Source organism: Polaromonas sp. SP1 (assembly GCF_003711205.1).
Taxonomy (GTDB): Bacteria; Pseudomonadota; Gammaproteobacteria; order Burkholderiales; family Burkholderiaceae_C; genus Polaromonas.
Genome location: NZ_CP031013.1, coordinates 2,991,054 through 3,009,577, shown reverse-complemented (window position 1 = coordinate 3,009,577; position 18,524 = coordinate 2,991,054). Strand labels below are relative to the sequence as shown.

11 protein-coding genes are annotated in these 18,524 nt (G+C 65.9%); 7 read left to right on the top strand and 4 right to left on the bottom strand.

Translation table 11 applies throughout. The features are described from left to right. The first annotated feature begins 20 nt into the window (after positions 1 to 20). Genes DT070_RS14320 through mltB form a run of 3 tightly spaced genes read left to right on the top strand, consistent with a single transcriptional unit; the run spans position 21 to position 4,165 of the window. Positions 21 to 1,040: a DUF58 domain-containing protein gene (locus DT070_RS14320; RefSeq protein WP_122956010.1), complete on the top strand. Its 1,020-nt coding sequence runs from the start codon at positions 21 to 23 to the stop codon at positions 1,038 to 1,040. Continuing rightward, complete coding sequence (locus DT070_RS14315) at positions 1,034 to 3,046, top strand: DUF3488 and transglutaminase-like domain-containing protein (RefSeq protein WP_122956009.1); 2,013 nt, start codon at positions 1,034 to 1,036, stop codon at positions 3,044 to 3,046. The genes DT070_RS14320 and DT070_RS14315 overlap by 7 nt, the downstream gene beginning before the upstream one ends. Positions 3,047 to 3,088: 42 nt before the next feature. After that, positions 3,089 to 4,165 carry a lytic murein transglycosylase B gene (mltB, locus tag DT070_RS14310; RefSeq protein WP_122956008.1) on the top strand — a complete coding sequence of 359 codons (1,077 nt, stop codon included), beginning with the start codon at positions 3,089 to 3,091 and terminating at the stop codon, positions 4,163 to 4,165. A gap of 13 nt (positions 4,166 to 4,178) precedes the next feature. Here the strand turns inward: mltB and DT070_RS14305 are convergent, their stop codons facing one another. The 4 genes from DT070_RS14305 to DT070_RS14290 all read right to left on the bottom strand — a co-directional run bounded on the left by DT070_RS14305 (position 4,179) and on the right by DT070_RS14290 (position 10,042). Next, entirely contained in the window at positions 4,179 to 4,997 is an 819-nt protein-coding gene (locus tag DT070_RS14305; RefSeq protein WP_122956007.1) for a transglutaminase family protein, read from the bottom strand. Then, positions 4,994 to 5,956 carry an alpha-E domain-containing protein gene (locus DT070_RS14300; RefSeq protein WP_122956006.1) on the bottom strand — a complete coding sequence of 321 codons (963 nt, stop codon included), beginning with the start codon at positions 5,954 to 5,956 and terminating at the stop codon, positions 4,994 to 4,996. Before DT070_RS14300 ends, DT070_RS14305 begins: the two co-directional genes overlap by 4 nt. 2 nt (positions 5,957 to 5,958) lie before the next feature. Continuing rightward, positions 5,959 to 7,449, bottom strand: a complete 1,491-nt coding sequence (locus DT070_RS14295; RefSeq protein ID WP_122956005.1) for a circularly permuted type 2 ATP-grasp protein — start codon at positions 7,447 to 7,449, stop codon at positions 5,959 to 5,961. Positions 7,450 to 7,534: 85 nt separating this feature from the next. After that, complete coding sequence (locus tag DT070_RS14290; protein WP_122956004.1) at positions 7,535 to 10,042, bottom strand: DNA internalization-related competence protein ComEC/Rec2; 2,508 nt, start codon at positions 10,040 to 10,042, stop codon at positions 7,535 to 7,537. Positions 10,043 to 10,288: 246 nt separating this feature from the next. On the opposite strand from DT070_RS14290, the gene DT070_RS14285 reads away from it, so the two are divergent. The 4 genes from DT070_RS14285 to DT070_RS14270 all read left to right on the top strand — a co-directional run bounded on the left by DT070_RS14285 (position 10,289) and on the right by DT070_RS14270 (position 18,436). Beyond that, on the top strand, positions 10,289 to 13,885 hold the full coding sequence (locus DT070_RS14285; RefSeq protein ID WP_122956003.1) for a DUF2126 domain-containing protein: 3,597 nt from the start codon (positions 10,289 to 10,291) through the stop codon (positions 13,883 to 13,885). A 161-nt stretch (positions 13,886 to 14,046) separates the two neighbouring features. Continuing rightward, complete coding sequence (locus DT070_RS14280; protein ID WP_122957415.1) at positions 14,047 to 16,842, top strand: circularly permuted type 2 ATP-grasp protein; 2,796 nt, start codon at positions 14,047 to 14,049, stop codon at positions 16,840 to 16,842. Positions 16,843 to 16,865: 23 nt separating this feature from the next. Continuing rightward, positions 16,866 to 17,801 carry a transglutaminase family protein gene (locus tag DT070_RS14275; RefSeq protein WP_122956002.1) on the top strand — a complete coding sequence of 312 codons (936 nt, stop codon included), beginning with the start codon at positions 16,866 to 16,868 and terminating at the stop codon, positions 17,799 to 17,801. Positions 17,802 to 17,983: 182 nt separating this feature from the next. Then, entirely contained in the window at positions 17,984 to 18,436 is a 453-nt protein-coding gene (locus DT070_RS14270) for a RidA family protein (RefSeq protein ID WP_122957414.1), read from the top strand. Positions 18,437 to 18,524: the final 88 nt, after the last annotated feature.

The following is an 18,524-nucleotide window of genomic DNA, read 5'->3' as shown; positions in this document are numbered from 1 at the left end:
CCGCCCGAAAGCCGTTTTCCATGGCCGCCCCGGCATCCATCCCGAATCCTTTTGCCTTCATTCGCGGGCGCTTCCAGGCATGGTGGCAAAGCAAGCTGCCCTTTACCGACAGCGTCGCGCTGACCCAGCGCAACGTCTACATCCTGCCGACGCGGCCGGGCTGGATGCTGGGCGTGACCCTGCTGACGTTGCTGGTCGCATCCATCAACTACCAGCTCAACCTGGGCTACATGCTGACCTTTCTGCTGGCGGGCAGCGCACTGGTGGGCATGCACGTCTGCCACGGAACGCTGCGCGGCCTTGCTATGAACTTGATAGCACCAAGCGCACAATACGCGGGGGCTACAGCCGTTTTTGACGTAAAGCTCATGAATGCCCGGCGGACCGCGCGCCACGGCATAGGCCTGAGTGTGCTCAACCCCCATGACGTGGACGCCGAAAAAGGCAGCGAACGGCATTGGGCCTGGACGGATGTACCGGCCCAGGGAAGCAGCGTGGTGCAGATCGCTTTCACGCCGCCGCGGCGCGGCCTGCACCGCCTTCCCACACTCACCGCCGAGACGCGCTTTCCGCTGGGCACCTTTCGCGTCTGGACGGTGTGGCGGCCGGCCGCGCAAATCCTGGTGTACCCGGCGCCTGAGCTGCACCCGCCGCCGCTCCCGCCGGGCGAGCCCCGCTCCGGCGGGGCCGCTGCGGCAGCCCGCGCGCAAAGCACCGGGGAGTTCGACGGCGTGCGCGGTTACCGCCGCGGCGACCCGATGAAGCTGGTGGTCTGGAAGAAAGCCGCCAAGGCCGACGAGCAAGGCAACGGCCTCGTGGTGCGCGATACCCAGCAGGCACAGCGCCACGAGCTCTGGCTGGACTTCATGCAGGCCGGCTCCGCGGGTGTCGAGCAAAAACTCTCGCGGCTGTGTGCCTGGGTCTTGCTGGCCGACAAGCTCGCCCTGGACTACGGCCTGAGGCTGCCTTCGCTGGAGATCAAGCCGTCCAGCGGCGAAGCGCACAAACGGCTTTGCCTGGAGGCGCTGGCCGTATGTTGAACCGCCTCACCGCCCTTCCCCGCGACGCCCGCGACACGCTGTTCCTGCTGCTGGTGATCGCCTGGGTGCTGCTGCCGCAAGTGGGCAACCTCCCGCTGTGGTGCAGCGCGCTGGCGGGCGCCGTGCTGCTGTGGCGGGGATGGCTGGCGGTGCAGGCGCGCCCGCTGCCGGGCAGGTGGTGGCTGCTGGCCCTGCTGGCGGTGACCATCGCCGCGACGCTGGCTACGCATAAAACCTTGCTGGGCCGCGACGCCGGCGTGACGCTGCTGGTGGTGTTACTGACCCTCAAGACGCTGGAGCTGCGCGCCCGGCGCGATGCTTTTGTGGTGTTCTTCCTCGGCTTTTTCTGCATGCTGAGCAATTTCTTTTATTCGCAATCCCTGCTGACGGCCTTCAGCATGCTGCTGGGGCTGTTGGGGCTGCTCACCGTGCTGGTCAACGCGCACCTGCCGGTCGGCAGGCCGCCGCTGTCACAGGCTGCCCGCACCGCCGGCTGGATGGCCCTGCTGGGTGCGCCCATCATGCTGGTGTTGTTCCTGCTGTTCCCGCGGCTGGCCCCGTTGTGGGGAATCCCCAGCGACGCGATGACGGGCCGCAGCGGCCTGAGCGCCAGCATGGAGGTCGGCACCATCACCAGCCTGGCACTGGACGAAAGCGTGGCCATGCGCATCCGCTTCGAGGGTGAGCCGCCGCCCCAACGCGACCTGTACTTTCGCGGCCCCGTGATGTCGAGCTTTGACGGCCGCGAATGGAGGCCGCCGCGCTTTGACACCGCCCAGCGCTTTGGCGTCACCGCCAGCTTGAACGTACTCGGCGCGCCGGTGGGCTACGAGGTGACGCTGGCGCCTACCAGCCGGCCCTGGCTGTTTGTGATGGAGGCAGCCGCCGAGGTGCCCCAGTTGCCCGGCTACAGCCCCACCATGCGCAACGACCTGCAATGGATGGTCAACCGCCCCATCGTCGACCTGGTGCGCTACAAGGCGCAAAGCTACCCGGTCTTCAAGCATGGGCCGCAGCAGCGCGTCCCCGGGCTGCAGGAATTTGTGGACTTGCCCGCCGGCTTCGACCCGCGCACCCGCGCGCTGGCGCAGGAAATACGCAACGACCCGCGCAATGCCGGCGCGGGCAGCGAACGGCTGGTACAGGCTGCGCTCGACCGCCTGCGCACGGGCGGCTACACCTACACCCTCGAACCCGGCGTATACGGTACCCACACGGCAGATGAATTCTGGTTCGACCGCAAGGCAGGCTTTTGTGAACACATCGCCTCGGCCTTTGTGGTCCTGATGCGCGCGATGGATATTCCCGCCCGCATCGTCACCGGCTACCAGGGGGGTGAACGCAATTCGGTCGATGGATACTGGGTGCTGCGGCAAAGCGACGCCCACGCCTGGGCCGAAGTCTGGCAGGCAGGCCAGGGCTGGGTGCGGGTCGACCCAACGTCGGCAGTCTTTCCCGGCCGCACCGGCGCCTTCCAGCGCCTGGCCGCACCGCAGGGCGTGGTGGCGCAGGCGCTGGGAAACTTCAGCCCCACCTTGGCGGCCCAGTTGCGCGCCACGTGGGAGGCCGTCAACAACGGCTGGAACCAGTGGATCCTCAACTACACCCAGGGCAAACAGCTCGATCTGCTCAAGAACATCGGCTTTGAATCACCCAGCTGGGAAGACCTGAGTTACGTCCTGCTCGGCATCGTCGTGGTGGCTGCACTGCTCGGCGCCGGCTGGACGCTGTGGGACCGCGCGCAGCACGACCCCTGGCTGCGCCTGCTGGCACGGGCGCGCAAGCGGCTGGCGCCGGCCGGCATTGAAAGCACGCACGCAACCTCACCGCGCCAGCTGGCCCTGCTGGTGCAGCAAAAATACGGCCTCGAGCGCGGCAGCCCGGGCCAGGCCCTGCACGACTGGCTGGTGCGGCTGGAGCTGCAGCGTTATACAGGCGCCTCCGGCAACCGGCTTGAACTGAACCAGCTTCGCCGGGAATTCGACCGCCTGGCATGGCCCGCCTAAAATCGGCCTTCCCACCTTTTCACTTCTACACCTGACTGCCCAATGCCCTTTCAACGCGCCGGATTTGCTCTTTTATTGATAGCAGCTACTGCAGGCGCCGCCTGGGCTACAGACGCAAAACCCGCAAAAAAACCCGTGTCCGCCAAGGCGGCGCCGGCGCAAGGCCCGCTGTATTCGACCCGCCCGGAAGCCATGCAGTTTGCCGACGACATGGCCGCCCGGCGTGATCTCGACCCCGACTGGGTGCGCGACGCCATCGGCCAGTCGCGCTACAACGCCACCGTCGTGCGCCTCATGCAGCCGCCGACAAAGGCCTTCGTCAAGAACTGGCGCGTGTACCGCAGCCGTTTCATCGACCCGGTGCGCATCGAGGCCGGCCGGCGGTTCTGGCTGGAGAACCAGCAGACGCTGGAGCGCGCCGAAAAAGAATACGGCGTGCCGGCTGAAATCATCGTCGGCATCATCGGCGTCGAAACCATTTACGGCCGCGACACCGGCAGCTTTCGCGTGATCGATGCCCTCACCACGCTGGCCTTCGACTTCCCGGCCAACCATCCGCGCGCCAAAGAGCGCAGCGAATTCTTCAAAGGCGAGATCGAGCAGTTCCTGACGCTGCAAAGCCGCCGTGAAGCCAGCCCCTTCGACGCACGCGGCAGTTTTGCCGGCGCCATGGGCATGCCCCAGTTCATGCCCTCCAGCTGGATCAAGTACGCCGTCGACTTCGATGGAGACGGCAACATCGACCTGTGGGCCAGCCCGGCCGACGTGATCGGTTCGGTCGCGAGTTATTTCAAGGCCTTCAACTGGCAGCCCGGCATGCCCACGCATTACCCGGTGAGCTTTGACAAAAGCCGCCTCAATATGGATGCGCTGATGGCGCCCGACATCCTGCCGACCTTCAGCGTCGCCAGCTTCACCGACAAAGGCGCGGTACTCGAAGGCCCCGCCCTGCAGCACCAAGGCCCGCTGGCACTGGTTGAGCTGCTCAACGGCCAGGACGCCCCGCAATACGTCGCGGGCACCGAGAACTTCTATGCCATCACCCGCTACAACTGGAGCAGCTACTACGCGATGGCGGTGATTGAGTTGGGGCGGGAAGTGGCGGCGCGGGTCAGGTAGGGCCCAAAGCCGCTCACACCGGCTGAATGGTGATCTCCACCGTCATCGATTCTTCCCCGCCGCCCTGCCGCACGCCCTTGATGGGCGGGCAGGCGTTGTAGTCGGTGCCCATGGCCAGGCGCACGTGGCGTTCGTCGATCAGGCAGCTATGGGTCACGTCGATGCTGACCCAGCGGCGGGTGGCAACGTCCAGGCAGACATCGCACCAGGCGTGGCTGGCCAGGTCGGGCTCATTCGCCGCATAAAAATAACCGCTGACATAGCGCGCCGGATAGCCCAGGCTGCGGCAGATGGCGACCATGACATGGGCCTGGTCCTGGCACACCCCGGCGCCTGACCTGAAAGCTTCGAGCGCGGTCGTGGTCACGCTGGTGCTGTTTTTGCGGTAGCTCACCGCATCCGCCACGCCCCGGCTCAGCGCCAGCAAGGCCGGCAGGCTGGCGGTGCCGTCCACGCTTTGCGGGATAAAGCGGCGGCCGAATTCAGCGAGCTCAAAGTGCGGCTCGGCCAGGTGGGTGGCGCGCAAAAAGAAGTACGGGTGCGGCAGGGTTTGCGGGTCATTGAACTCGGCCACGCCGAAAGTCTCTACATCGCCCGCCGCATTGACCAGACTCCAGCGCACGTTGTCAACGGCCTTGCCGACAAAGGTGTAGGCGCTGATGGTGTTGCCGAAGGCGTCGCGCTGGGTAAACAGTTTTTCGGGTGCGCCCAGGCTCCAGAAGTTCACCGTCTGCGCCGGGCCGGACTGCGGCGTGAGCCACAGGGTTTGCAGGGCGTAGCGCAGCGGCTCCGTATACCGGTAGTCGGTGATGTGCCGAATATGAAGTTTCAATGCGTCGCCGGTACAAGAAACTCGCGGCTGATGTGCGCGCCGATCTCGTTGACGCGGTCCAGGAACTGGGTCAAAAACGCATGCAGGCCGGTTGCGAGGATTTCGTCGATGCGGGCGTACTGCAGGTCGGCGCGCAGCTTGCCGGCGCGGCGCTGGGTTTCGCTGGCGGTGTCGCTGGTCACCATGGCGAGGTTGCTCATGAGCTCGTTCAGGCAGGCCAGCAATGAGCGCGGCATGTCAGGCCGCAGAATCAGCAGCTCGGCCACACGCTCGGGCTTGATGACGTCGCGGTAGACCTTGCGGTAGACCTCGAAGCCGGAGACGCTGCGCAAAATCGCGCTCCAGTGGTAGAAGTCGTACTCCTGGTCTTTCTCGCCGTCGGTACCGAGGAAGTCGTTTTGCACCGCATGGAATTTCACGTCCACCAGGCGGGCGGTGTTGTCGGCCCGCTCCAGGAAGGTGCCCAGGCGCAGGAAGTGAAAGGCTTCGTCCTGCAGCATGGTGCCGGCCGTCACGCCGCGCGAAAGATGCGAGCGGAACTTGACCCATTCAAAGAACTGGCCGGGGTCGCGCTCGAAGTCGCCATTGCGCAGCATGCGGATGACTTCGAGGTAGGTCTGGTTCTGGGTTTCCCAGACTTCGGTGGTCAGCGTGCCGCGCACAGCGCGGGCGTTTTCACGGGCGTTCTGCAGGCACGAGACGATGCTCGAGGAGTTCTGCTCGTCGCGCACCATGAAGTCCATCACTTCACGCGGGTTGACGCTGTCGCCGTATTTGGCGGCATAGCTGGGCTTGAGCTCGCTGATGCTCAGCAGGCTTTGCCAGCCGCCTTGCACGACGGCGGCCGATTGCGGCAGCAAGGATGTCTGGTAATTGACATCCAGCATGCGCGCCGTATTCTCCGCACGCTCGGTATAGCGCGACATCCAGAAAAGGTGGTCAGCAGTGCGAGACAACATGATTATTTCCCTCCTTGGGACTGCGACTGCGATTGAGACGCGACGGGTGATGACGGGCCCTCAAGAATCCAGGTGTCCTTGGTGCCGCCGCCTTGCGAAGAGTTGACCACCAGCGAACCGTCTTTCAGCGCCACGCGCGTGAGGCCGCCGGGCACCATCTGCACTTCCTTGCCGCTCAGCACAAAAGGCCGCAGGTCGATGTGGCGCGGCGCAATGCCGCTTTCAACGTAGGTCGGGCAGGTAGAAAGGCTGAGCGTGGGCTGGGCGATGTAGCCCGAGGGGTTGGCCAGCAAGGCCGCACGGAAGTCTTCGATCTCGGCCTTGGTCGCAGCCGGGCCGACCAGCATGCCGTAACCGCCCGCACCGTGCACTTCCTTGACGACCAGGTCTTTCAGGTTGGCCAGGGTGTACTGCAGGTCTTCGTTGTTGCGGCACATGTAGGTGGGGACGTTTTTCAGGATGGGTTTTTCACCGAGGTAGAACTCGATCATCTTGGGCACATAGGGGTAGATCGACTTGTCGTCGGCCACGCCGGTGCCGATGGCGTTGCACAGCGAGACATTGCCGCTGCGGTAGACATTGAGCAGGCCCGCACAACCCAGCGTGGAGTTGGGCCTGAAGGCCAGCGGATCCAGGAAGTCGTCGTCGACACGGCGGTAAATCACATCCACACGTTTGGGGCCGCGTGTGGTGCGCATGTAGACGAAGTTGTCCTTGACAAAAAGATCCTGGCCTTCGACCAGCTCCACGCCCATTTGCTGCGCCAGGAAGGCGTGCTCAAAGTACGCCGAGTTGTACATGCCGGGCGTGAGCACCACCACCGTGGGCTCGGCCGTGGCGGGCGGCGCCATGCCGCGCAGGGTTTCGAGCAGCAGGTCGGGGTAGTGGGCGACGGGCGCCACGCGGTTCTGGCTGAAGAGCTCGGGGAACAGCCGCATCATCATCTTGCGGTCTTCCAGCATGTAGCTCACGCCGCTGGGCACGCGCAGGTTGTCTTCCAGCACGTAGTATTCGCCCTCGCCCTGCGCATTGGGCGCACGCACGATGTCGATGCCGCTGATGTGCGAATAGATGTTGCCGGGCACGTCCACGCCCATCATCTCGGGGCGGAACTGCGCGTTCTGGAAAATCTGCTCGGAAGGAACGACACCGGCCTTGATGATCTCCTGGCCGTGGTACACGTCGTGGATGAAGCGGTTCAGGGCCGTGACGCGCTGGATCAGGCCTTTTTCCATGCTGGCCCATTCGTGGGCAGGGATGATGCGGGGAATCAGGTCAAAAGGAATCAGCCGTTCGGTGCCGGCGCCGTCTTCGTCTTTGGCGCCGTACACCGCAAAGGTGATGCCGACGCGGCGGAAAATCATCTCGGCTTCGGCGCGGCGCGCCTCCATCACGTCGGCAGGCTGTTTGGCCAGCCAACGCTGGTAACCCTGGTAATGCTCACGGACGCTGGATTCCGTGGCGTTCATCTCATCAAACATCGGTCGGCTCATTGGCTTGATCTCCAGCAAGTTATGCGCATGGCTTTTCACGTAGCTTAGCAAGTAATGCGCCAAGGCGGTGCACCTCACCCTGTTTTTAAGGCACATGATGCCAGTAGCGCTTGCCCTCTTCCCGCTGGCATTGAAAAATTTCCGGCTGCTGGCTGCTCCATGAAGCTGCCCCGCACTGCGGCGACTTCACCAGGCGTATGCCGCGTGCTTCATAGCGCGCCACCACCGAATCGACCGGGTGGCCGAAGCGGTTGCGGTAACCGGCCTGGGCTACGGCCCATTGCGGCTTCACGGCATCCAGGAACACCGCGCTGGACGATGTCTTGCTGCCGTGGTGGGGCATCAGCAGCACGTCGGCTTTCAGGCCGGCCGGGTTCGCCGTGGCCAGCGCCAGCTCCTGCGGCGACTCGATATCGCCCACCAGCAAGGCGGTGCGGCTGCCGTTGCCGATGCGCAGCACGCAGCTCATGGCGTTGGACTTGCCGCCAACAACGCCATAGTCCGCAGCCGCCGGATGCAAGACCTCAAACGCCACGCCATCCCATTCCCAACGCTGGCCGGCGACGCACCGGCCGGCCTTGCGCAAAGCCTGCAGCGGATGCGTCTCTTCAATCGAGCTGATCAGGCGGGCCTCAGGCTGCATGGCCAGCACCGTGGCCGCCCCGCCGATGTGGTCGGTGTCGCGGTGGCTGACCATCAGCACATCCAGCCGCTCCCCCAGCGCGCGCAGTAGCGGCACCAGCACACGGTGGCCGGCATCGCTTTCGCGTGAAAAGCGCGGGCCGGCGTCGTAGAGCAGGCTGTGGCTTGCCGTGCGCACCAGCACCGCATTGCCTTGGCCGATGTCGGCGGCCAGCAGCTCAAACTGGCCGGGCGGCATGCGCGCCGGCTGCCACAACACCACCGGCAGCAGCAGCGGAAAGCCCAGCGCACGCCAGCGCCATGGCAGCCGGGTGGCCAGCAACCCGCCGCCTGCCACGCCGGCCACGGCACACCACAGCGGCGCCGCCGCCACGCTGACGGACGCCCAAGGCCAGCCGGCCAGCCCTTGCAGGAAAGCAGCCAGCACCCCCACCACCCACGCAGCCGCCAGCCAGACCGGCGCCCACACGACGCCCAGCAAGGCCAGCGGCGTGACGACCAGGGTCACCAGCGGAATCGCCACGGCATTGGCCACCAGCCCCACCAGCGAAACCTGGTTGAACAGCAGCAGTGACAGGGGCGTGAACGCCAGCGTGACGACCCATTGCTCCCGCAGGGCGCCGGCCAGGCCCGCCAGCCAGCGAGGCAGGTGCCGCCGCCAACGCACCGCCGGCGCTGAATCTTCAATGCCAAATTGGCCTCCAGCCCATACCCCACCTTGGGTTGCCGCTCCTGAATTTGTAGCAAACAGCACACCGACGGCCACGAATGAAAGCCAGAACCCGGCCTGCATCAGCGCCCACGGATCCAGCGCCACCACCACAGCCATGGCCAGCACCCAGGTTTGCGCCCACGGCCACTGCCGCCCGCCATGGCGCAGCAGGATCACGACGGCCAGCATCCAGATCGTGCGCTGCGCCGGCACACCCCAGCCGGAAAAGAGCGCGTACAAGGCTGCCAGCAAAAGCCCGCCCAGCGCGCCTGCAGCGCCGGCCGGCAAGGCCAGGCACAGCCGGGGCGTCAGGCGCGCCGACCGCCGCCAAAGGCCGCCGATGAGCAGCGACGCAGCCCATGCAAACATGGTGATGTGAAGGCCCGAAATGCTCATCAGGTGCGCCACGCCCGTTGCGCGAAACACATCCCAGTCGGCGCGCTCGATCGCGTTCTGGTCGCCCACCACCAGGGCGGCGATCACACCCGCAAGCTGCCGGTTTTCCACCCGCTCAAAGATCGCCTCGCGCACCGCCTGCCGGGCCTGCTCGACGGGATGGTGCCAGCTGCCGGAAAGCCTGGCGGGCGGCGCATCGTGCACGCCGGCGCGCACGTAACCGGTGGCCTGCAGGCCCTGCTCCCACAGCCAGAGCTCGTAGTCAAAGCCATGCGGGTTGCTGTTGCCGTGCGGGGCCTTCAACCGCACGGTCATCTGCCATCGCTCCCCTGCGCGCAGGGGTTGCGGCTGGCGCTGCAACGCCAGCACCACCTCGGAGGGGTCGGCGTCCTGCGCCGGCAGAGCCGCTTCACGGCCGCCAAAACCCGAATACCAGCCGAGCAGGATTTGCGGCGGCAAGGTGACGGCGCGGCCATCCAGGCGTGCCGACTCCACACCGAGCCGAAACCGCACGCCGTCTTCGCCCGGCTGCGGCATCGCCAGCACACGGCCAATGACCTCGATATCACGGCCTTCCAGGGCGGGGTCCAGCCCGGCAGACTGGAAAACGCCGGCCCGCCAGCCCGTTGCGCCAAAACCCAGCATGGCGGCCAAAACGAAGGCGAGCCCAACACGACCCCACGATGCCATCCGCACACGGCCACCCAGGCACCAAAGCAAGCCGGCAAGCGCACAGGCCGGCAGGACAGCCGCCGCGTACCAGGTGGCGGGCCACAGCGCAGGCTGTTGAAGTTGCAGGGCAACGCCCGCGATGAAACCGGCACAGGCCGGCCCGGGGCCCATGGCGCTGTACGCTGGCCCGTTTGATCCTGGTCGCGTCAAGGCGCCCTCCCCTTTTTCGGCTTGTTTTTATCGGCAAGCCGCGACCTTGCCAGCAAGAGCACTAAAGCGCCAGAGAAATATCCATCGGATCGATGGCGCAGCTCTTGCTTTCAGAACATCACCAAATGCGGGTAAGCTGCTCGCATGGTGTTTCCCCAGGCCGCAAGATGTGGCGGCCGTATTGTCATTATTTAAAGCGAGGCTGCCTTGTCCATCCACGTCGCCCTGAGCCACATCACCCATTACAAATACGACCGCCTGGTCAAGCTCGGGCCGCAGGTCGTCCGGCTGCGGCCCGCGCCGCACAGCCGCACCCAGGTGCTCTCGTACTCCCTCAAAGTCGAGCCCGCCGGGCACTTCATCAACTGGCAACAAGACCCGTTTGCCAACTACCAGGCCCGGCTGGTGTTTCCGGAGCCCACGCGCGAATTCAAGGTCACGGTAGACCTGGTCGTGGAGATGGCGGTGTTCAACCCGTTTGATTTCTTCCTGGAGCCCGCCGCCGAAGAATTTCCGTTTACCTACAACGCGCTGCAGGCCCGCGAACTGGCGCCTTACCTGGCCACCCAGCCGGTCACACCACTGCTGAAGCGCTACCTCGAGAAAATCGACCGCACGCCCAAACGCACCATCGACTTCCTGGTGGGCTTGAACCAGGGCTTGCAGTCGGACATCAAGTACTCCATCCGCATGGAGCCCGGCGTGCAGACGCCCGAAGAAACCCTGCGCCTGGCGTGCGGCTCCTGCCGCGACACGGGCTGGCTGCTGGTTCAACTGCTGCGCCACATGGGCCTGGCCGCGCGTTTTGTCTCGGGTTACCTGATCCAGCTCAAGGCCGACGTCAAATCGATTGACGGCCCGAGCGGCGCAGAGACCGACTTCACCGACCTGCATGCCTGGTGCGAGGTCTTTTTGCCCGGCGCCGGGTGGGTGGGGCTTGACCCCACCTCCGGCCTGATGGCGGGCGAAGGCCATATCCCGCTGGCCTGCACACCCGAGCCCTCGAGCGCCGCGCCGGTCGAAGGCGGTGTCGACAAATCCGAAGTCGAGTTCGAACACCACATGGCGGTGCAGCGGATTTACGAGTCACCGCGCGTAACCAAGCCCTATACCGAGGCGCAATGGCAAGAGGTGCTGTCGCTCGGCGAAAAAGTCGACAAAGACCTGGCCGCCGGCGACGTGCGCCTGACGATGGGCGGCGAGCCGACCTTTGTGGCCACCACCGACCGCGACGCCGCCGAATGGAACATCGACGCGCTGGGGCCCACCAAGCGCGGCTACGCCACCGAGCTGGTGCAAAAGCTGCGCGCCGAATACGGCGAAGGCGGCTTCCTGCATTTCGGCCAGGGCAAGTGGTACCCGGGCGAGCAATTGCCGCGCTGGGCACTCAGCATTTTCTGGCGCAAGGACGGCCAGCCGATCTGGCAGAACCCGGAGCTGTTTGCCGACGAGCGCCAGCCCTGTAACTACACCAGCGCCGACGCGCAACGCTTTGTGCAGACGCTGGCGGGCAAACTGGGCCTGGCCACCACCTACATCACGCCGGGCTATGAAGACACCTGGTACTACCTCTGGCGCGAGCGCCGGCTGCCGGTGAATGTGGACCCGTTTGATTCGAAGCTGGACGACGCGATGGAGCGTGAGCGCCTGCGCCGCGTCTTCATGCAAGGCCTTGATTCGGTGGTGGGCTATGTGCTGCCGCTGCAGACCAAGGAACAGCTCAAACAACGAAACGCCGGTGCATCACCCTCGCTGGCCGGCCCGAAGTGGACGACCGGCCCCTGGTTTTTCCGCGACGAGCGCATGTACCTGATGCCGGGCGACTCGCCCATGGGCTACCGCCTGCCGCTCGATTCAGTGCCCTGGGTGTCCAAGACCGACTACCCCTACATGATCGAGTCCGACCCGTTTGCGCCGCGCCAGGATTTGCCCGCCGCTTCGGCGATGGCCGCGCGCTACAACGGCAGCTTTACCGCCGCCCAGGGCGCCACGCCGGCTGCCCCGTCGGCAGGCGGCAGCGCGAGTTCACTGGCGCAATACATGGCGCGCTACCTGACGGGCAACACCGCGCTGACGCAAGCCAGCCGTATCCTGCAGTTCCGCCCGCTGGGCAATGCGGGTGCGAACGGGAAACCGGGCGACAAGCCGGCCGCAGAAACCGCCGCACCGGCCGATGACCGCGCACCCAAGCCTTTTGAATCGGCCGCCTGGCTCACGCGCACGGCGCTCTGCGTCGAGGTGCGTGACCCCTCACGCGCCAACGGCCCCAAAGACAAACCCAAGGCCGACCCGGACAGCAAGGCCAACAAATCCGGCCGCGGCGAAGTGGGCGCGATTTACGTCTTCATGCCGCCCATGGAGCGCCTCGAAGACTACCTCGACCTGCTGGCTGCGGTGGAAGCCACGGCGCAATCGCTGGGCGTGAGCATCGTGCTCGAGGGCTACCCGCCGCCGCGCGACCCGCGCCTGAAGATGCTGCAGGTCACCCCGGACCCGGGCGTCATCGAAGTCAACATCCACCCGGCCTACAACTGGGGCGAACTGGTGGAGCACACCGAGTTCCTCTACAAGATCGCGCACGAAACGCGCCTGTCGGCCGAGAAGTTCATGACCGACGGCCGCCACACCGGCACCGGCGGCGGCAACCACTTTGTGCTGGGCGGCGCCACGCCGGCCGACAGCCCCTTCCTGCGCAAGCCCGAGGTGCTGGGCAGCCTGATCGCCTACTGGCACAACCACCCGTCACTGAGCTATTTGTTCTCGGGCATGTTCATCGGCCCGACCAGCCAGGCGCCGCGTGTGGACGAAGCCCGCAACGACCAGTTGTACGAGCTGGAAATCGCCCTGCGCGAGATCGAGAACAACCGCAAGAAGTACGGCGCCGACATGCCGCCCTGGCTGGTCGACCGCACGCTGCGCAACATCCTGGTCGACGTGACCGGCAACACGCACCGCAGCGAGTTCTGCATCGACAAGATGTACTCGCCCGACTCCACCACGGGCCGCCTGGGCCTGCTGGAATTGCGTGCCTTTGAGATGCCGCCGCATGCGCGCATGAGCATTGCCCAGCAACTGCTGCTGCGCGCGCTGGTGGCGCGCTTCTGGAACAAGCCCTACCACGGCCGCGTCACCCGCTGGGGCACCGAGTTGCACGACCGCTTCCTGCTGCCGGGCTTTATCCGCATGGATTTTGAAGACGTGCTGACCGAGCTGCGCGAAGCCGGCTACGCCTTCGACATGGCCTGGTTCGAGCCGCACTTCGAGTTCCGCTTTCCGCTGATCGGGCGGGTCTTGTCCAACAGCATCGAACTGACATTGCGCAGCGCGCTGGAGCCCTGGCATGTGATGGGCGAAGAAGGCTCAGCCGGCGGCACCGTGCGTTATGTCGATTCGTCGCTCGAGCGCATCGAGGTGCACGTGACAGGCCTGAACGACAACCGCTATGTCGTCACCGTCAACGGCCGCGCGCTGCCGCTGCAAAGCACGGGCCGTGTCGGTGAATACGTGGCGGGCGTTCGCTACAAGGCCTGGAACCCGCCTTCCGCGCTGCACCCTTCCATCGGCGTGCATGCGCCGCTGACGTTTGACATCGTCGACACCTGGATGGAGCGCTCTTTGGGTGGCTGCCAATACCATGTGGCGCACCCCGGCGGGCGCAACTACGACACCCTGCCCGTCAACTCGTACGAGGCGGAAAGCCGCCGCCTCACACGCTTCTTCCGCATGGGCCACACGCCCGGCAAGATGCGCGTGGCGCCGGCACAGCCTAGCCGCGAGTTTCCGTTCACGCTCGACTTGCGCTAGGGGCGCGGGCGGGGTGCCTGCGGCGCCCTGCCAGAAGTGCCCATCAGTCTGTCTTATGGGTGCAACATTTGCATGCCGAGGCGGCATAAATAGCGCTTTGCCGGGCCCTTGGGCCTGCCCCGCGCCTTGGGACGCACAGGCCGCAGGCATACTTGCAGGACGTGGAAAATAACACCGAGTCACTTTTTGCCGCCCAGGCGCTCGAATCCCCCTGCGCCCTGGCCTCTGCGCTGGCGCCGCATGCGGCGGCGGGGCATTTCGACGAGTTGCGGGGCCGTGTGTCTGAGGGCCCTGCGGAAGCGGCCGCGCCGGCGCAGCCCGTACTGCGCGCCGCCGGCAGCGCCCCGGAAGCCGCCGCGCCTTCTGCTGAAGCCCCGCCCTCCGCTGACGACAGCTTGTCGCCCGAGTGGACGCGCTTCTTCAATTTCCTGGGCACCGACGGTTTTTACGACCTGAACCACCGCACCGCCAACCTGCGCCGCCAGATCCGCGACAACGGTGTGACCTACAACGTCTACGCCGACGCCAACGGCCCGCAGCGGCCTTGGGCGCTGGACCTCTTCCCCATGATGGTGTCGGCCAGCGACTGGGCGCACATCGAGGCCGGCATCCAGCAGCGCGCCCGCCTGCTGGACCGCGTGATGGCCGACATTTACGGCCCGCAGGAACTGCTCTCCAAAGGCCTGCTGCCCAGCGCGCTGGTGCACGCCCACCCGGGCTACCTGCGCGGCATGCAGGGTGTGAAGCCTGCCGGCGGCACCTACCTGCACATTGCGGCCTTCGACATCGCACACGGCCCGGACGGCCGCTGGTCGGTGGTGTCGCAGCGCACGCAGGCGCCTTCCGGCCTGGGCTACCTGCTGGAAAACCGCCTGACTATCTCGCTGCTTTTTCCCGAAGCCTTCCGCGAAATGAAAGTGGAACGGCTGGCCGCGTCGTACAAGGCGCTGGTAGACGGCCTCAAAGCCATGAGCCCGGGCGACAGCCACGAAGAAAGCCGCGTGGTGCTGCTCACGCCGGGCCCCTACAACGAAACGTATTTTGAGCACGCCTACCTCGCGCGCTTCCTGGGCCTGACGCTGGTCGAAGGCAGCGACCTGCTGGTGCGCGACGACAAGCTTTACCTGAAGACCCTGCGCGGCCTGGAGCGTGTGCATGGACTGCTCAAGCGGCTGGACGACGAGTTCCTCGACCCGCTGGAGCTGCGCTCCGATTCCACACTCGGCGTGCCCGGCCTGCTGCAGGTCATTCGTGCGGGCAATGTGCTGGTGGTCAACACGCCGGGCTCGGCCTTCCTCGAATCGAGCGCGCTGCTGGGCTTTCTCCCGGCACTCTCCAGGCACTTGCTGGGCGAAACGCTGGCATTGCCTTCGCTGGCCACCTGGTGGTGCGGTGAGCAGGCCGTCATGCAGGATGTGCTGGGCCAGCTCAAGAACTCGGTGATCAAGCCGACCTACCCGGGCTCGGGCATGGAGTCGGTCATCGGCCACACACTGTCGCGGCGCGCGCTGGACGAATGGGCCGGCCGCATCTTGCGCCGCGGCGAGGACTACACCGTGCAGGCTTACCTGCCGCTGCCGCAAACGCCGACCTGGCAGGGCGAGCGCATATCGCCGCGTTCGGCCATGCTGCGCGTGTTTGCGGTGGCCGACGGCAATGGGTCGTGGCAGGTGCTGCCCGGTGGCCTGGCGCGGCTGGCCGGCAAGAACGAAAACATGTCGTCGATGCAGCATGGCGGCAGCAGCGCCGATGTGTGGGTGCTCGGCGACGCCTCCGCCGGCAAGGCAACGGCTGCGCGCAGCGAGCAACCCGCACTCGCATCCGCCTGGGCCACAGCGCCGCTGCGTCACCGCCCGCCAGTCACCAGCCGCGCGGCCGAAAATCTTTTCTGGCTGGGCCGCTACACCGAGCGCGCCGAAAACTCCACCCGCCTGGCGCAGATCACGCTGCAGTGCCTGGGCGGCGAAGACCAGACCTCGCAGCCGCTGCTGGCCTGGGTGACCAGCATGGCGGTCGGCAACGCGCTGGTGCTGGACACCGTGCCGCCGGCCACGCAGGCGCGCCGCGTGTTCGAGCGCGCGCTGATCGCCAACCTGGCCGACACCGAACAAGCCGCCAGCGTGGGCTACAACCTGCGGGCGCTCAAGAGCGCCGCCTCGGCCGTGCGCGAGCGCCTGTCGCAAGAGCAGTGGCACATGATCGTGCGCACCGAGGCCGACTTCTTCCAGCGCTGCGCGATTTTCAGCGCGGCCTCCAGCACCAGCCAAAGCCAGCATCAAACCGGTCAGAGTCAAAGCCAGAGCGCTCTCACCGCTTATCCACCCGAATACTCCTCCGTCGAAGCCCTGCGGGCACTCGAATCGGCCAGCGGCTTTCTCTCGGCCATGACGGGCGCGCAAACCGACCGCATGACCCGCGACGACGGCTGGCGCCTTTTGAGCATGGGCCGGCTGATCGAGCGGCTCAACACCCTGGCCGGTGCGCTGGTGCGCGGCTTTGAGACCGGGTCGGTCTTTGAAGAAGGCGGCTTTAACGCGATGGTGGCGCTGTTTGACAGCACCATCACCTTCCACGCGCAATACCAGCAGCGCCGCGACATCCCGGCCCTGCTCGATTTGCTGGTGCTGGACCGCGACAACCCGCGCTCCCTCGGCTGGGTGGTGCAGACCCTGCGCGGGCGCCTGGCCAAGCTGGCCGGCAGCGCCCCCGGCGATATGCCCGACCTGGCCATGGAATTGCCCGACCCCGGCAGCTGGGCGCTGGCCGATCTGTGCCAGGACTCGCCTGCACGTGAAGATGCGGAAGGCGATGAGGACGCCGGGCACGGCAGCCGGCAGTATGGGCATCTGGTCCAGCTACTGGAGCAATGCTGCGACGCGGCGCTGGACCTGTCGGACACCTTGAGCCGGCGCTATTTCAGCCACGCAGCGTCGGGCAGCCAGAGCCTGGGCGCTTAGCCCTCGCTGAGCAAAGTCATCCCATGCTGCTTCACGTCGTCCACGAAACCCGCTACCGCTATGCCCCCGCGGTCGTCAACGCACACCACGTGGTGCACCTCAAACCCGCCAACCGCAGCGGCCAAAGCCTGCTGAGCTACGACCTGCGCATCAACCCGGCGCCTGTGCAGTTGCGCGAAACGGTGGATGTCTATGGCAACACACGCAGCTATTTCTCGTTGCAGACGGCGCATGAAAGCCTGACCGTGGTGGCCGACAGCGTTGTGTCCACCTCGGTCGCCAATCCGCTGCAATCCGAAGCATCGCTGTCTACCGGCAGGCCGGCATCGCCGCCCTGGGAGCAGGTGCGCGACCAGTTCCGCTACCGCGCGGGCGCGGCCTACGACAGCGCCTCTGAATTCCTCTTCGCGTCGCCGTACGTGCCGCGCGACGAAGCCTTTGTCGAATTTGCCCGCCCCAGCTTTCTGCCCGGCAGGCCCTTGCCCGAAGCCGCGCGCGACCTGATGGAGCGCATCCATACCACCATGACGTATGAAAGCGAAAGCACCGAAGTCAACACGCCGGCGCTGGAGGCACTCCAGCAAGGCAAAGGTGTGTGCCAGGATTTCGCGCACATCATGGTGGCCTGCTGCCGCGCGATGGGTTTGCCAGCGCGTTATGTCAGCGGCTATTTGCTGACCAGCCCGCCACCGGGCCAGCCCCGCCTGGTCGGCAGCGACGCCTCGCACGCCTGGGCCTCGGTCTACTGCCCGGGCCTGGGGGCCTGGCTGGATTTCGACCCGACCAACAACCGCGCGCCGGGCGAAGACTACGTCACGCTGGCCACCGGCCGCGACTTCCTGGACGTCTCGCCCATGCGCGGCGTGATTCGCGGCGGGGCGCAGCACATCCTGGATGTGGCTGTGACGGTGGAGCCCCTGCCCGCGGCGCAAGCCCAGCCCGGCACGGCGGACCACTGAGCCTCACCGCCCGGCCTTCCATCACTTCCTTTCATGCCGCTACAGGCCCCGCCGCCAGAGGGCCTGTCCTACAATTCCCTGCACCACCGGCCTTCCCAACCTCGCAACTGCTATCAAAAACATAGCTGCCTGCCAAGGTGGATATTGGGCTGGAGACCTTTTTCATCATCAAAGGATTCCCCATGAGCGCCCATGACAAGCTGAAAGCACTGAACATCACCCTGCCCCCTGTGTCCGTCCCCGTCGCCGCCTACCTGCCCTTTGTGCAGACCGGCAAGCTGGTGTTCCTCAGCGGCCACATCGCCAAGAAGGACGGCAAGCCCCTCGTCGGCCAGCTGGGCAAGAACATGACGACTGAAGAAGGCAAGGCCGCGGCGCGCTCCATCGCCATCGACCTGATGGGCACGCTCGAAGCCGCCGTCGGCCTGGCCAAAGTCAAACGCATCGTCAAGCTGATGAGCCTGGTCAACTCCACCGGCGACTACACCGAGCAGCACCTGGTGACCAACGGCGCCAGCGAACTCTTTGCCGAAGTCTTCGGCGACGCCGGCAAGCATGCGCGCAGCGCCTTCGGCGTGGCGCAAGTGCCGATGGGCGCTTGTGTTGAGATCGACCTGGTGGTGGAAGTCGAATAAACCCGGCCACCGCAGCCGAGCAGCCGCAATGGCTGTGGGGCCGGCAAACCGGCGACAAGCGCCGGCTTGCGCTGCGGCTTAAACTCAA

What these genes read in the sequence shown, in the direction of transcription:
- DT070_RS14320 (WP_122956010.1), top strand. Translation starts at nt 21, where the DNA reads ATGGCCGCCCCGGCATCCATCCCGAATCCTTTTGCCTTCATTCGCGGG.
- DT070_RS14315 (WP_122956009.1), top strand. Translation starts at nt 1,034, where the DNA reads ATGTTGAACCGCCTCACCGCCCTTCCCCGCGACGCCCGCGACACGCTG.
- mltB (WP_122956008.1), top strand. Translation starts at nt 3,089, where the DNA reads ATGCCCTTTCAACGCGCCGGATTTGCTCTTTTATTGATAGCAGCTACT.
- DT070_RS14300 (WP_122956006.1), bottom strand. Translation starts at nt 5,956, where the DNA reads ATGTTGTCTCGCACTGCTGACCACCTTTTCTGGATGTCGCGCTATACC.
- DT070_RS14295 (WP_122956005.1), bottom strand. Translation starts at nt 7,449, where the DNA reads ATGAGCCGACCGATGTTTGATGAGATGAACGCCACGGAATCCAGCGTC.
- DT070_RS14290 (WP_122956004.1), bottom strand. Translation starts at nt 10,042, where the DNA reads ATGGGCCCCGGGCCGGCCTGTGCCGGTTTCATCGCGGGCGTTGCCCTG.
- DT070_RS14275 (WP_122956002.1), top strand. Translation starts at nt 16,866, where the DNA reads ATGCTGCTTCACGTCGTCCACGAAACCCGCTACCGCTATGCCCCCGCG.
- DT070_RS14270 (WP_122957414.1), top strand. Translation starts at nt 17,984, where the DNA reads ATGAGCGCCCATGACAAGCTGAAAGCACTGAACATCACCCTGCCCCCT.